This is a genomic window from Neisseria blantyrii (assembly GCF_962747855.1).
Lineage (GTDB): Bacteria > Pseudomonadota > Gammaproteobacteria > Burkholderiales > Neisseriaceae > Neisseria > Neisseria viridiae.
The window spans coordinates 143,930-157,027 of the sequence record NZ_CAUIZY010000001.1 but is presented as its reverse complement, the minus strand read 5'-3'; the positions used below and the strand labels follow the sequence as shown (position 1 = coordinate 157,027).

15 protein-coding genes and 1 pseudogene are annotated in these 13,098 nt (G+C 49.6%); 10 read left to right on the top strand and 6 right to left on the bottom strand.

Annotated elements, in window-relative coordinates:
- Positions 1–3 precede the first annotated feature (3 nt).
- The 3 genes from Q9J80_RS00875 to Q9J80_RS00865 form a co-directional block, all read right to left on the bottom strand.
- The gene (locus tag Q9J80_RS00875; RefSeq protein ID WP_003677538.1) at positions 4–204 is read right to left on the bottom strand and encodes a (2Fe-2S)-binding protein; all 201 of its coding nucleotides are present in this window, start codon (positions 202–204) and stop codon (positions 4–6) included.
- A 181-nt stretch (positions 205–385) separates the two neighbouring features.
- Positions 386–1,261 carry a site-specific tyrosine recombinase XerD gene (gene xerD, locus Q9J80_RS00870; protein ID WP_301673746.1) on the bottom strand — a complete coding sequence of 292 codons (876 nt, stop codon included), beginning with the start codon at positions 1,259–1,261 and terminating at the stop codon, positions 386–388.
- 53 nt (positions 1,262–1,314) lie between these two features.
- Positions 1,315–1,752 carry a peroxiredoxin gene (locus Q9J80_RS00865; protein WP_301673563.1) on the bottom strand — a complete coding sequence of 146 codons (438 nt, stop codon included), beginning with the start codon at positions 1,750–1,752 and terminating at the stop codon, positions 1,315–1,317.
- A 304-nt stretch (positions 1,753–2,056) separates the two neighbouring features.
- Here Q9J80_RS00865 and Q9J80_RS00860 point away from each other — a divergent pair, with 304 nt between their 5' ends.
- The 5 genes from Q9J80_RS00860 to folK all read left to right on the top strand — a co-directional run bounded on the left by Q9J80_RS00860 (position 2,057) and on the right by folK (position 4,996).
- Positions 2,057–2,995 carry a serine hydrolase gene (locus tag Q9J80_RS00860; RefSeq protein WP_196428642.1) on the top strand — a complete coding sequence of 313 codons (939 nt, stop codon included), beginning with the start codon at positions 2,057–2,059 and terminating at the stop codon, positions 2,993–2,995.
- A gap of 134 nt (positions 2,996–3,129) precedes the next feature.
- On the top strand, positions 3,130–3,423 hold the full coding sequence (gene hfq / locus Q9J80_RS00855; RefSeq protein WP_118820057.1) for an RNA chaperone Hfq: 294 nt from the start codon (positions 3,130–3,132) through the stop codon (positions 3,421–3,423).
- Between the two features lie 74 nt (positions 3,424–3,497).
- On the top strand, positions 3,498–4,064 hold the full coding sequence (gene mnmM / locus Q9J80_RS00850; RefSeq protein ID WP_301673562.1) for a tRNA 5-(aminomethyl)-2-thiouridylate-methyltransferase MnmM: 567 nt from the start codon (positions 3,498–3,500) through the stop codon (positions 4,062–4,064).
- Positions 4,065–4,117: 53 nt separating this feature from the next.
- On the top strand, positions 4,118–4,492 hold the full coding sequence (locus tag Q9J80_RS00845; RefSeq protein WP_101131416.1) for a SirB2 family protein: 375 nt from the start codon (positions 4,118–4,120) through the stop codon (positions 4,490–4,492).
- A gap of 9 nt (positions 4,493–4,501) precedes the next feature.
- Positions 4,502–4,996, top strand: a complete 495-nt coding sequence (gene folK / locus Q9J80_RS00840; RefSeq protein WP_101131417.1) for a 2-amino-4-hydroxy-6-hydroxymethyldihydropteridine diphosphokinase — start codon at positions 4,502–4,504, stop codon at positions 4,994–4,996.
- 124 nt (positions 4,997–5,120) lie between these two features.
- Here folK and Q9J80_RS00835 read toward each other — a convergent pair whose 3' ends face one another.
- From Q9J80_RS00835 to Q9J80_RS00825, 3 genes are all read right to left on the bottom strand, one after another.
- Positions 5,121–5,600, bottom strand: coding sequence for an NGO0322 family iron-responsive protein (locus Q9J80_RS00835; protein ID WP_301673561.1), 480 nt, complete (start codon positions 5,598–5,600; stop codon positions 5,121–5,123).
- A 219-nt stretch (positions 5,601–5,819) separates the two neighbouring features.
- A complete protein-coding gene (gene ubiE / locus Q9J80_RS00830) occupies positions 5,820–6,557 on the bottom strand; it encodes a bifunctional demethylmenaquinone methyltransferase/2-methoxy-6-polyprenyl-1,4-benzoquinol methylase UbiE (RefSeq protein ID WP_301673560.1) in 738 nt (245 codons plus the stop codon).
- Positions 6,558–6,599: 42 nt separating this feature from the next.
- The gene (locus Q9J80_RS00825) at positions 6,600–6,968 is read right to left on the bottom strand and encodes a gamma-butyrobetaine hydroxylase family protein (RefSeq protein ID WP_301673559.1); all 369 of its coding nucleotides are present in this window, start codon (positions 6,966–6,968) and stop codon (positions 6,600–6,602) included.
- Positions 6,969–7,087: 119 nt separating this feature from the next.
- Here Q9J80_RS00825 and mnmC1 point away from each other — a divergent pair, with 119 nt between their 5' ends.
- The 5 genes and pseudogenes from mnmC1 to bioD all read left to right on the top strand — a co-directional run bounded on the left by mnmC1 (position 7,088) and on the right by bioD (position 13,096).
- Complete coding sequence (mnmC1, locus tag Q9J80_RS00820; RefSeq protein WP_301673558.1) at positions 7,088–8,707, top strand: FAD-dependent 5-carboxymethylaminomethyl-2-thiouridine(34) oxidoreductase MnmC1; 1,620 nt, start codon at positions 7,088–7,090, stop codon at positions 8,705–8,707.
- A gap of 761 nt (positions 8,708–9,468) precedes the next feature.
- Positions 9,469–10,135: pseudogene (locus tag Q9J80_RS00815) on the top strand (IS1595 family transposase).
- Positions 10,136–10,278: 143 nt separating this feature from the next.
- Positions 10,279–10,764 carry an FxsA family protein gene (locus tag Q9J80_RS00810; RefSeq protein ID WP_301668969.1) on the top strand — a complete coding sequence of 162 codons (486 nt, stop codon included), beginning with the start codon at positions 10,279–10,281 and terminating at the stop codon, positions 10,762–10,764.
- A 386-nt stretch (positions 10,765–11,150) separates the two neighbouring features.
- Complete coding sequence (bioA, locus tag Q9J80_RS00805) at positions 11,151–12,452, top strand: adenosylmethionine--8-amino-7-oxononanoate transaminase (RefSeq protein WP_301673557.1); 1,302 nt, start codon at positions 11,151–11,153, stop codon at positions 12,450–12,452.
- Positions 12,449–13,096: a dethiobiotin synthase gene (bioD, locus tag Q9J80_RS00800; RefSeq protein WP_301673556.1), complete on the top strand. Its 648-nt coding sequence runs from the start codon at positions 12,449–12,451 to the stop codon at positions 13,094–13,096. Before bioA ends, bioD begins: the two co-directional genes overlap by 4 nt.
- Positions 13,097–13,098: the final 2 nt, after the last annotated feature.

Sequence of the window (13,098 nt, the reverse complement as noted above, 5' to 3'; positions counted from 1 at the left end):
GTTTTACGCTTGAACGCTAATACCTGCCGTAACCGTCGGTTGCGCATTGTGCGCCGTCAAAAACGAAGCAGCAAGCTCCCCGCAACAGCCGCAACAGGTTGCCACGCCCAACTGCGATTGCAAATCACCCATTGTGGTCGCGCCTGCGGCAATAGTTTCTTTGATTTGATGGTCGGTAACGGCATTGCAGATACAGACAAACATTTTATACTCCGTGTGTTCTCAAACTATCATACTGATAGCAGCTTTTATTATCGTACGCAAATATAAATAAAAACAGTTCGTATTGCAAGGTTAAGATACTCGGTTCTCTTGGTATTTTTTTATCGCATTTCTATTTTCGATTGGTTTTTTATTAATATGAAGCAGATGAGGGAACAGAGCCTCAATTTCGGGAATGATGTTCCTTAACCACGCTATGCAGCCGCACATTGGCAACATGGGTATAAATCTGAGTCGTGTTCAAATCGGCATGTCCCAACATATCCTGAACCACGCGCAAATCCAATCCGTGCTGCACCAAGTGTGTGGCGAAAGCATGGCGCAGGCTGTGCGGGCTGATGTGTTCGATACCTGCCTGACTTGCATATTCTTTCACTATCATCCATGCCAGCTGTCGGGAAATGCCTGTTTTTTTCTGACTGACGAACAATGCATCGCAAGACCTGCCCTTTAACAGCAACGGGCGCGCCTCCTTGTAGTAACGTTCCACCCAATATACGGACTCCCGCCCCATCGGCACTATCCTTTGCTTGTTACCCTTGCCCAAGGTAGTGATACACCCCCTGTCCAAATCCAGGTTGCCAAAACTCAGCCTGACCGCTTCGCTAACACGCAAGCCGGTTGCATACATTAATTCAAGCAATGCCTTATCCCGTAAACCGTGCGGAGTATCCGTATCCGGTGCGGAAAGCAGTCGGGAAATCTGCTGCTCGGTAATCAGGGTCGGAATATTCTTGTCGATTTTGGGCGGTTTCAGCAAACGGGTGGGATTGTCCGTCCTCATGCCTTCACGCTCCATCCATATATACAGGCGTTTGCATGCTGATAATGCACGGGCCTGAGAGCTTCGTTTCTCACTGGCAACATAAACCGCCGCTGCCAAATCCGATTCGTCCGCATCCCTCAGGGTTTGACCGCACAAAGACAACCGGCGGGCAATTTTTTCCAAATCCCGCCGGTAGCTGTCCAAGGTATTCCGACTAAGCCGCCGATCCAGCCACAAGGTTTCAAGCAGCCTGTCAATCAAATCTTCTTCCATATTATTCCAAACAAATGCCGTCTGAAACAGGTTAGGAAGCGAAACCCGCATAATCAGGAAAGCGTTTCCAGCACTTCCTGCGCATGACCCGCCACCTTGACCTTCCTCCATTCATGGACGATTTCACCGCTCTTATTCAGAACAAACGTACTGCGCTCGATACCGAACGACTCTTTCCCATACAGTTTCTTCAATTTGATGACATCAAACAGGCGGCACACTGTTTCATCCTTGTCACTCAACAGTTCAAACCGGAAACCCTGTTTCTCGCAAAAGTTCTGATGCGCCTTCACCCCGTCTCGCGAAATGCCGACCACGGTATAACCCAAGTCGCCGAACTGCTCCAATCTCGCATTAAAATCCAGCCCCTCCGTCGTACAGCCGGGCGTACTGTCTTTCGGATAAAAATACACAACCAAAGGCAGATGTTCTGCCGAATGGAAATCCGCACCGCTGCTTGAAGGCAGGGTAAATTCATATTTCAAACCCATTAATCCGTACTCCCAATATTTCAACGATTAAAACAATGCATCAGCACACACCTGTGCATTAGTTTGATATCTAAGCAAACCCCGATTCTACCGCCTCGAGGCGCATAGATTCAACCGACGGCCTCTGTTTCAAATCAAACCGCCGAAATTAAATCACAATAAATGTTTTTAATAAAAACAATATGTTATTAATAAAAACAATCTTACATTACGGATACAAGCAACCTATCTCCCTGACAACATACTTTACATATATCTGTTTTTTCAACAAAATAACGTCAACATTCAATCAATGGAATCAAAAATGTCCGTCCGCACCTTAAAACATCTGCCTTCGTCTCTGCTACTCGGTTTATGCCTGTCCCTGCCTTCGGCATATCTCTTTGCTGAAGACGATATTTTAGGACAATTTTTGGAACATAACCTGTTCACATCCTCCGACCCGATAGAAATATTCGCCGAAAGCACAATACACCCCACCAACACTCAAGCCATTACAGGCGGGCTGATTCTTTCCTCCCAATCCGCACTGGTTGTCAATAATAAAACGGGACAAATACTGTATCAGAAAAACGCCGACAGAATCATGCCTATCGCCTCCATCTCCAAACTCATGAGCGCAATGGTCGTTTTAGATGCAAATTTAAACATGGATGAAACCGTTACCATTACGCCAGACGAAATCGACCGCATCAAAGGAACAGGCAGCCGCCTTGCCATCGGCACGTCCCTTACTCGGAAAGAGCTGCTTCACTTAAGCCTGATGAGCAGCGAAAACCGAGCCACCCACGCGCTTGGGAGGACCTACCCCGGCGGCATGGGCGCATTTGTCGCCGCAATGAACCGTAAAGCACAAAGCCTGGGTATGTACAGCAGCCGATTTTACGAACCGACCGGCCTCAACTACCAAAACGTTTCCACAGCCAAAGACCTAAGCCTTATGGTCAACGCAGCCGTACAATATCCCCAGATACGTATCAACTCGACCTCCAACCATGCCGCCGTACAAACGAAAAATGGACAGCAAAACTATAAAAATTCCAATGCCTTGGTTAGGGAAGGCATGTGGAACATCGAGCTGCAGAAAACAGGCTATATACGCGAGGCGGGCAGGTCTATGGTCGTCAGGGCCAATATTCAAAACCAACCGGTTACCATCATATTGTTAAATTCGCCTACATCCGCCACGCGGGTCAACGACGCACGCAAAATCGAATCATGGATGCTGCAGCAACGTTCTTAATGTATGCAAACAATTAGCGTAGAAATCCGTTTCAAGCACAAAAAAAATTGGTAATTTTTCCTATTAAAGGCTACAATTCTACAAATACAGGGCATTTGCCCGATTTCACAATCATAATAGCGGAGTTAAAAAATATGACAGCTAAAGGACAAATGTTGCAAGATCCCTTCCTGAACGCATTGCGTAAAGAGCATGTTCCGGTTTCGATTTACTTAGTTAACGGTATCAAATTGCAAGGTCAGGTTGAGTCTTTCGATCAATACGTTGTTCTCCTGAGAAACACTTCCGTAACCCAAATGGTTTACAAACACGCCATTTCCACCATCGTACCGGCACGCTCTGTCAACCTTCAACACGAAAACAGACCCCAAACCGCACCTGCATCAACCCTCGTCCAAGTGGAAACCGTCCAACAATCTGCTGAATAATCCGCACAAATCAATATATTCCAATACCTTACCGGCATCGGTAAGGTATTTTTATTTTCTGACAGCATTTAAAAATGTTATTGCAAAACATCATTCCATTCGCCCATTACCTTTTACAGCAAACACTGCCCGAAGGCGGGAACGCCTTGGACGGCACAGCCGGCAACGGACATGACACCCTTTTTCTTGCACAAACAGCAGGCATTCTGGGGAAAGTGTGGGCATTCGATATCCAACCGCAAGCCCTGAGCCGCACCCGATGCCGTCTGAAAGAGGCGAGATACGAGAATGTGCAACTCATCTTAGACGGACACGAAAACCTGAAACAATATGTTTCAGAACCGCTAAATGCCGCCATTTTCAACTTTGGCTGGCTGCCCGGCGGAGACAAAAGCCTTACCACCCATACGGAAACCAGCATTCCCGCCCTTTCTGCCGCCTTATCCCTACTGAAAGAAAACGGTATGCTTATTGCCGTCCTCTACCCCGGGCACGAAAACGGAAAACAGGAAGCGGAAGCAGTCGGACAATGGGCAAAAAACCTGCCTCAAGAACAGTTTGCCGTTTTGCGTTACGGCTTTACCAACCGGAAAAACAACCCGCCCTATCTGTTGGCATTTGAAAAGTTACGTCAAAAATAAATGTTTGCGGTAAAATAAGCCGATTCCAACCCTTATTTTGATAAGAGCCGACCATGCAGTATCTGATTGTCAAATACAGCCATCAAATCTTCGTTACCATCACCATTTTGGTATTCAACATCCGTTTTTTCCTACTTTGGAAAAATCCAGAAAAGCCCTTGGCGGGCTTTTGGAAGGCACTGCCCCACCTCAACGACACGATGCTGCTGTTTACAGGATTGTGGCTGATGAAGATCACCCATTTCTCCCCGTTCAACGCGCCTTGGCTCGGCACAAAAATCCTGCTCCTGCTCGCCTATATCGCATTGGGTATGATGATGATGCGCGCCCGTCCGCGTTCGACCAAGTTCTACACCGTTTACCTGTTCGCTATGTGTTGCGTCGCCTGCATCGTTTACCTTGCCAAAACCAAAGTCCTGCCTTTCTGAAACACTGCCATGAACAACAGACATTTTGCCGTCATCGCCTTGGGCAGCAATCTTGAAAACCCTGCCCAACAGGTACGCGGCGCATTGGACGCACTCTCTTCCCATCCCGACATCCGGCTTGAACAGGCTTCCTCACTGTATATGACCGCGCCCGTCGGTTACGACAATCAGCCCGATTTCGTCAATGCCGTCTGCACCGTTTCCACCACTTTGGACGGCATTGCCCTGCTTGCCGAACTCAACCGTATCGAGGCTGATTTCGGACGCGAACGCAGCTTCCGCAACGCGCCGCGCACATTGGATTTGGACATCATCGACTTTGACGGCATCTCCAGCGACGACCCCCGACTCACCCTGCCGCATCCGCGCGCGCACGAACGCAGTTTCGTCATCCGCCCTTTGGCAGAAATCCTCCCTGATTTTGTTTTAGGAAAACACGGAAAGGTTGCCGAATTGTCAAAACGGCTGGGCAATCAAGGTATCCGTCTTTTACCGGACAGGTAATTCCGCACGCGGATGCCGTCTGAAAGCCTTTCAGACGGCATTTTTCCTTTGCTGCCAACACGCGTGCAAAAAAATCGCCCCTTGGGAAAGGGGCGCAAAAGGAACACAAACCACTACCAAAACTTTAAATCTGCAACACTGCCTGCCGCATACTGTATCCGACAGGATATAAAGCTCTCACTAAATCGTTTTGAGAAACCCAAACCTCTTCATCACCGACAGAAAACCTGCCTTTCTCCGGCACCAGCTCCAACAAAAACGGTTGAACCGCCGTATGCAGCTTGTCTTTACACCGCTCCATCTTTCTGGATAGCGCAGACAAGGCACGCTTATAGACACTATCCTTGCGGTCAAGTTCCCGAGCACTGCCAACCCAGCTCAAACGAAGGTTGCGGCTTTCATCCTCAATCAGCAAAATACCTGTTTTAACTTCCCCTACCTCAGGCTCACACGAAAGCGAAATATAATATTTGCCGTCGATGTTGACATACGCCGCCTCATGCACCTGACAATTGCAGCCGGAAGTGGCAAGCAGGGAATAAACAGAATCACGGTGCAGCCTCAAAATATCGGAGGAAATCTGTTTGAAAATACTTTCCGGCATTTTTCCCTCCTTTCGTCTGCTGCGTTGTTTACTGGATTGGCTGCATTATACAGACATCTCCCAATCTTGCAAATGATAATTGTTCCTATTTTTTAGGAAGTTTATAAATTATTGATATGTATGTGAATTAATTTTTAAGATTTAAAACCTTTGTCTCAAAAAACACAAAAATGCCGTCTGAAACGTGTTCAGACGGCATTGGCTGCACAGGCAATCCGTTTAAAATTTCACGCCTTTATGCAGGGCCACAATCCCCGCACTCATATTGTGATAATCCACGCTGTCGAAGCCCGCATCCAGCATCATCTGTTTCAAAGTTTCCTGATCGGGGTGCATACGGATGGATTCGGCGAGATACTGGTAGCTGTCCGCATCTTTGGCAATCAGCCTGCCCATGACCGGCAGCAGCTTGAACGAATAGAAATCGTATGCGCCTTCGAGCGGCTTGTAGATTTTGGAAAACTCCAACACCAGCAACGTGCCGCCGGGTTTCAAAACACGGTACATCTCTTTCAGCGCGGCATCTTTATGCGTCATATTCCGCAAACCGAACGCCACGGAAACCAAATTGAAATAATTGTCGGGGAAAGGCAGTTTTTCCGCATCGGCAAGCGACACGGGCAAAATCATGCCTTCGTTCAACAGACGGTCGCGCCCGACGGTCAGCATAGAGGAATTAATATCGGTCAGCCAAACCTCGCCTTCCTTGCCAACGCGTTTCGCCCAACCGCGCGACAAATCGCCCGTACCGCCCGCAATGTCCAACACTTTATCGCCTTTTTTCAGGTGTGCCGTGTTGATGGTGAAATGCTTCCACACCCTGTGCAGCCCTGCCGACATCACATCGTTCATAATGTCGTAGTTTTTGGCGACGGAGTGGAATACTTCCGCCACTTTTCCGGCTTTCTCATCTTCGTTGACCGTGCTGAACCCGAAATGCGTTTTTTGTCCGCCCATATTCTAACCACCTCCCTGATGCCGCCCTACGGCATCCCAAACTTAACAATCTGATTGCTTTTCAAAACGCGACGCACCCGCCGCCGCCAATTTGTCCAAATATTCCTGCCACATCGCATCGTATCCGTATGCCAGTCTGTGCAGATACGCCCAATCGTAAAGACCGCTGTCGTACCCGTCCGAAAAACTGATTTTCAGCGCGTACTGACCGACAGGCTGTAAATCCGTAATTTGCACATCCGCCTTACCGGTCTGCAAAACATCCTGTCCCACGCCGTGTCCGCGCACTTCCGCACTCGGCGAATAGACGCGTAAAAATTCGGCAGGCAGATTTTTAGGTTCGTCCCCATAAGTCAAAACCAACACGGTACGGTTTTTCAACAAACGGATTTCAACAGGAATATTATTCAAAAAACACCTCGGTTCGGCATACAATATCCGGCAGGCGTACGCGTGCCTTCAAACGGCGCGTATTTTAACAGCTTTATCCCGATACCGATATTCAAACCCACACTTCAGACGGCATTGATATGGACAATCTCGTATGGGACGGCATTCCCGACATCCGCACACTCGACCAAACCATCCGCAAACACGCACACCCGCTCAACCTGATTGTCTGCCTTCCCGATAATCAGATTCCCGATTTTCAAACCGCACAAGATGCTTCGGACGCGGAATGCCGTCTGAAGCACCGTTTGGATCAGGCAACCCAGTGCCTCCAGTTCGACAGCATCAACCTCATCGAACACATCCTGCCCGATGTTCGTTTCTGGCTGGTTCCACCTTCACGCACCCACCACCTGCACGAACACTTCCACCACATTTCCTGGCAGACCGAAGCCATCCCACAAACCGAAAGCAAGCCCGACAAACCCTGGTTTGCACTTCCACAAACATCCGAACGGCAAAAACCGGAACACATCCTCGTCATCGGTGCAGGCATATCCGGGGCGGCAACCGCCCACGCCTTAGCATCATACGGCATTTCCGTTACCGTATTGGAAGCCCGAAAAGCCGCCCAAGCCGCCAGCGGCAACCGTCAAGGGCTGCTCTACGCCAAAATCTCACCGCACGACACCGAACAGACCGAACTTTTGCTTGCCGGCTACGGCTACACCAAACGCCTGCTCGAACACATCCTACCCGACTCCGACACATGGGGCGGAAACGGCATCATCCACCTCAATTACAGCCGCACCGAACAACAACGCAATCACGAATTGGGGTTACAAAAACACCATGCACACCTCTACCGCAGCATCACGTCTGCAGAAGCCGAAAAAATCGCCGGTATCCCCCTCAGCACCCCCTACACCGAACCATCATGCGGACTCTACTGGCAGCACGGCGTATGGCTCAATCCGCCCGCATTCGTCCACGCCCTCCTCAGCCATCCGCTGATCGGACTGCACGAAGACACACCGTTAACCGACATTTCCCACGACGGGGAAAAGTGGATTGCGACCACGCCAAATGGCATATTTTCCGCCACACACATCATCTATTGCACCGGCGCGCACAGCCCCCGCCTGCCCGAAACCAACCTCGCCGCCCTGCCCCTCAGGCAAATACGCGGACAAACCGGCCTCACACCGTCCACCCCGTTTTCCGAACAACTGCGTTGCGCCGTTTCAGGCGAAAGCTACATCAGCCCGTCGTGGCACGGACTGCACTGCTACGGCGCGAGTTTTATTCCCAACAGCAGCCATACCGGGTGGAACGAAGCCGAAGAAGCCTCAAACCGCCAAGCATTGGCACAACTTAACCCCGCCCTTGCCGAATCATTGTTTGCCGCCAACCCAAACCCCCAAAAACACCAAGGGCACGCCGCCATACGCTGCGACAGCCCCGACCACCTCCCCGTCGTCGGCGCACTCGGCAACATTGCCGCCATGCGGCAGACCTACGCCAAACTCGCGCTGGACAAAAACTACCGCATAGATTCCCCCTGCCCATACCTGCCAAATGCCTACGCCAACACCGCCCACGGCACACGCGGGCTTGCCACCGCACCCATCTGCGCCGCCGCCGTTGCCGCCGAAATCCTAGGCTTGCCCCACCCCTTTTCACAACGCCTGCGCCACGCCCTACACCCCAACCGCACCGTCATCCGCGCCATTGTCAGAAGGCAAAACCTGACTCCTTAAGCCTTTGCCGCATTCTCTTTGAAACTCTAAGCTAATATTCATATCTTAGATAAGGTCTCAATGCTGCGACACATACACAACCTAAAACTTTTATCACTTTCCCACACCGAAATTTCTATAACCATGTAAAAAGATTTTAAAAAATCAGTGAGTATGCGAAAAATCAGTCAATACAACATAATGATATACCCACTAAATTATTCTCTACTCCATTCTGTCCGACCGACCCTCAGATTTGCACGTCTATCGGCGTGCCGCCCACGGCCGCTCCCGTCAGTGATGCAATCACCCAGCTCTTTGATTTGATTTCTTCTTTGATATGTTCCGGCAGCAGGTTGGCATTGAACTCGCCTGTTGCGGATCGATTGCGGTTTTACCATCGTTATACTGTTGACCAAGATGTTCCGCTGCCTTTTCAGCTGCAACTGCTGCCAAGCCGCCGGCAGCAAAATTACCACCGTTGACGCGGGCGATAGCTGCTCCTAAAAGGAAATGTCCGATTGCCCGGGCGGTTTCGTTTTTGTTTTCTCCGTGGCCGAATGTTCTGCCTATTACTTCAGAGGCACAGGGCGCGGCGGCATTACTGACTTAGTGACGTTAAACAAAGGCCGTCTGAAACGTTTTTTCTGTTTTCAGACGGCCTCTTAGCTCAAACCTTGAGAACCGCATGCGTGCGTTCTGCACATATGCTACTTGTTGAGTTTAAGTTAGGGGCTGTCCTAGATAACTAGGGAAATTCAAATTAAGTTAGAATTATCCCTATGAGAAAAAGTCGTCTAAGCCGGTATAAACAAAATAAACTCATTGGGCTATTTGTTGCAGGTGTAACTGCAAGAACAGCAGCAGAGTTAGTAGGCGTTAATAAAAATACCGCAGCCTATTATTTTCATCGTTTACGATTACTTATTTATCAAAACAGTCTGCATTTGGAAATGTTTGATGGCGAAGCAGAAGCAGATGAAAGTTATTTTGGCGGGCAACGCAAAGGCAAACGCGGTGCTGCCGGTAAAGTCGCCGTATTCGGTCTTTTGAAGCGAAATGGTAAGGTTTATACGGTTACTGTACCGAATACTCAAACCGCTACTTTATTTCCTATTATCCGTGAACAGGTGAAACCTGACGGCATTGTTTATACGGATTGTTATCGTAGCTATGATGTATTGGATGTGGGCGAATTTAGCCATTTTAGCTTCGCTGAAACTTCGTTTTCGTATCAATCACAGCACATATTTTGCCGAACGACAAAACCATATCAATGGAATCGAGAACTTTTGGAACCAGGCAAAACGTCATTTACGCAAGTTTAACGGCATTCCCAAAGGGCATTTTGAGCTGTATTTAAAGGAGTGCGAATGGCGTTTTAACAACAGTGAGATAACAGTTCAAATTTCCATTTTAAAACAATTAGTAAAATCGGGTTTATCCTAGTCATCTAGGACAGCCACATAATTATTGCGTGATTTCACATTGTTTCGGCTTGAAGCACATGGTTTTGTAATCATTTACAGGCAGGTCACTTGGAGTCCTGTTCGGGCGGTTTGCTGTTTACTTAAATATAAGGATGACGGTCAATGAGATTTTTCGGTATCGGTTTTTTGGTGCTGCTGTTTTTGGAGATTATGTCGATTGTGTGGGTTGCCGATTGGCTGGGCGGCGGTTGGACGCTGTTTTTGATGGCGGCAGGTTTTGCCGCCGGTGTGCTGATGCTCAGGCATACGGGGCTGTCCGGTCTTTTATTGGCGGGCGCGGCGGTAAAAAGTGGTGGGAAGGTGTCTGTTTATCAGATGTTGTGGCCTATCCGTTATACGGTGGCGGCGGTCTGCCTGATGAGTCCGGGATTCGTATCCTCGGTGTTGGCGGTATTGCTGCTGCTGCCGTTTAAGGGAGGGGCGGTGTTGCAGGCAGGAGGTGCGGAAAATTTTTTCAACATGAACCAATCGGGCAGAAAAGAGGGCTTTTCCCACGATGACGATATTATCGAGGGGGAATATACGGTTGAAGAGCCTTACGGCGGCAATCTTTCCCGAAATGCCATCGAACACAAAAAAGACGAATAAATATGAATGGAATGCCGTCTGAAGGTTCAGACGGCATTTTTCCGGTTTGAAAATATAGTGGATTAACAAAAACCAGTACGGCGTTGCCTCGCCTTGCCGTACTATTTGTACTGTCTGTGGCTTCGTTGCCTTGTCCTGATTTTTGTTAATCCACTATATCTATGACTGATTGAAGCGTTGGGCGGAGGCTGTGTGAAACGGTATTGGACGTTGGGTCGTCTGATTCCAATCAGGCTTGAGGAATGCGAAACGGTGTGCGCTTATGCTGCGGAACGATTTGTTTCGCGGTTTTGCGCCCGAAACGGATGGAAAGGTGTGGGAAGCGGTCTGTCGGAGTAGAATACGCGTTTGCGTTTGAATACAGTAAGAAGAAAAGAGAGAAATTTATGCCGTCTGAACATCAACACACATCATCATTGCTTGATTTCGACCGTACCCATCTGCTTCATCCCTATACTTCCATGACCAATCCGCTTCCCGTTTATCCTGTCAAACGTGCAGAAAGTGTGTTTATTGAATTGGCGGACGGCACGCGGCTGATTGACGGGATGTCGTCTTGGTGGTGTGCGATACACGGGTACAATCATTCCGTTTTGAATCAAGCGGTTGAGAATCAGATGAAACAAATGGCACACGTGATGTTCGGCGGCCTGACGCACGGGCCGGCGGTGGAACTGGGCAAATTATTGGTCGGAATTTTGCCGCAGGGTTTGGACCGTATTTTTTATGCGGATTCGGGTTCGGTTTCGGTGGAAGTCGCGCTGAAAATGGCGGTGCAATATCAGCAGGCGCGGGGTTTGCGTGCAAAACAAAATATGGCGACGGTGCGGCGCGGCTATCACGGCGATACTTGGAACGCGATGTCCGTCTGCGATCCGGAAACGGGGATGCACCATATTTTCGGCAGCGCATTGCCGCAGCGTTATTTTGTCGGTAATCCGAAAAGCCGTTTCGACGATGAATGGGACGAGGCGGATTTGCAACCTGTCCGCGCCTTGTTTGAAGCGCATCATGCGGATATTGCCGCCTTTATTTTGGAGCCGGTCGTGCAGGGCGCGGGCGGCATGTATTTTTATCATCCGCAGTATCTTTGCGGATTGCGCGATTTGTGCGACGAATTTGACATCGTGTTGATTTTTGACGAAATCGCTACCGGATTCGGGCGCACGGGCAAGATGTTTGCCTGCGAACACGCGGAGGTCGTGCCGGATATTATGTGTATCGGCAAGGGCTTGAGCGGCGGTTATATGACGCTGGCGGCGGCGGTTACTTCGCAAAAAGTTACCGAAACGATTTCGCAGGGCGAAGCGGGCGTGTTTATGCACGGCCCGACATTTATGGCGAACCCGCTGGCGTGCGCCGTTGCCTGCGCTTCGGTCAAGCTGCTTTTGTCCCAAGATTGGCAGGCAAATATCCGCCGCATTGAAAGCATCTTAAAATGCCGTCTGAAAGCCGCGTGGGACATTCGCGGCGTGAAAGACGTACGCGTTTTGGGCGCCATCGGGGTGATTGAGTTGGAAAAAGGCGTGGATATGGCGCATTTTCAAGCGGATTGCGTGGCGCAGGGTATTTGGGTGCGCCCCTTCGGCAGGCTGGTGTACCTCATGCCGCCTTACATTATTTCAGACGGCCTCTTGACCGAACTTGCCGATAAAACCGTACACATTTTGAAGGAACACAACAAATGAAAGGCGTTTACTTCGTCAGCGGCATTGATACGGACATCGGCAAAACCGTCGCCACCGGCGTATTGGCAAAACAATTGTTGCAGCAAGGCAAAAGTGTGATCACGCAAAAGCTCGTGCAAACCGGTTGCCAAAATATCGCCGACGACATCGCCGTCCACCGCAAAATCATGGGCATACCCATGCAGGAAGCCGACAAACAAGGGCTGACCATGCCCGAAATCTTCAGCTATCCCGCCTCGCCCCATCTCGCCGCCCGTCTGGACGGCAGGGTTTTGGACTTGGACAAAATCCGCACCGCCACGCAAGAATTGGCGGCGCAATACGAAATCGTGTTGGTCGAAGGCGCAGGCGGATTAATGGTTCCTCTGACGGAAAACCTGTTAACTATTGATTATATTCAGCAACAGGCTTATCCCGTCATCCTCGTTACCAGCGGACGGCTCGGCAGCATCAATCACACCCTGCTCAGTTTCGCCGCGCTCAAACAATACGGCATTCGCTTGCACAGCCTCGTCTTCAACCATATTCATGACAGTTCTGACGAATGCGTTGCGCAAGACAGCCTGAACTATCTGCAATGCCGTCTGAAAGACAGTTTCCCTGAGGCGGAATGGTTGGAGTTGGATAAAACAGACGCGGTATAAAG

What these genes read in the sequence shown, in the direction of transcription:
- Q9J80_RS00835 (WP_301673561.1), bottom strand. Translation starts at nt 5,600, where the DNA reads ATGCCGGAAAGTATTTTCAAACAGATTTCCTCCGATATTTTGAGGCTG.
- mnmM (WP_301673562.1), top strand. Translation starts at nt 3,498, where the DNA reads ATGTTATTGCAAAACATCATTCCATTCGCCCATTACCTTTTACAGCAA.
- Q9J80_RS00865 (WP_301673563.1), bottom strand. Translation starts at nt 1,752, where the DNA reads ATGGGTTTGAAATATGAATTTACCCTGCCTTCAAGCAGCGGTGCGGAT.
- mnmC1 (WP_301673558.1), top strand. Translation starts at nt 7,088, where the DNA reads ATGGACAATCTCGTATGGGACGGCATTCCCGACATCCGCACACTCGAC.
- ubiE (WP_301673560.1), bottom strand. Translation starts at nt 6,557, where the DNA reads ATGGGCGGACAAAAAACGCATTTCGGGTTCAGCACGGTCAACGAAGAT.
- bioA (WP_301673557.1), top strand. Translation starts at nt 11,151, where the DNA reads ATGCCGTCTGAACATCAACACACATCATCATTGCTTGATTTCGACCGT.
- hfq (WP_118820057.1), top strand. Translation starts at nt 3,130, where the DNA reads ATGACAGCTAAAGGACAAATGTTGCAAGATCCCTTCCTGAACGCATTG.
- Q9J80_RS00875 (WP_003677538.1), bottom strand. Translation starts at nt 204, where the DNA reads ATGTTTGTCTGTATCTGCAATGCCGTTACCGACCATCAAATCAAAGAA.
- Q9J80_RS00845 (WP_101131416.1), top strand. Translation starts at nt 4,118, where the DNA reads ATGCAGTATCTGATTGTCAAATACAGCCATCAAATCTTCGTTACCATC.
- xerD (WP_301673746.1), bottom strand. Translation starts at nt 1,261, where the DNA reads ATGGAAGAAGATTTGATTGACAGGCTGCTTGAAACCTTGTGGCTGGAT.
- Q9J80_RS00810 (WP_301668969.1), top strand. Translation starts at nt 10,279, where the DNA reads ATGAGATTTTTCGGTATCGGTTTTTTGGTGCTGCTGTTTTTGGAGATT.
- Q9J80_RS00860 (WP_196428642.1), top strand. Translation starts at nt 2,057, where the DNA reads ATGTCCGTCCGCACCTTAAAACATCTGCCTTCGTCTCTGCTACTCGGT.
- bioD (WP_301673556.1), top strand. Translation starts at nt 12,449, where the DNA reads ATGAAAGGCGTTTACTTCGTCAGCGGCATTGATACGGACATCGGCAAA.
- folK (WP_101131417.1), top strand. Translation starts at nt 4,502, where the DNA reads ATGAACAACAGACATTTTGCCGTCATCGCCTTGGGCAGCAATCTTGAA.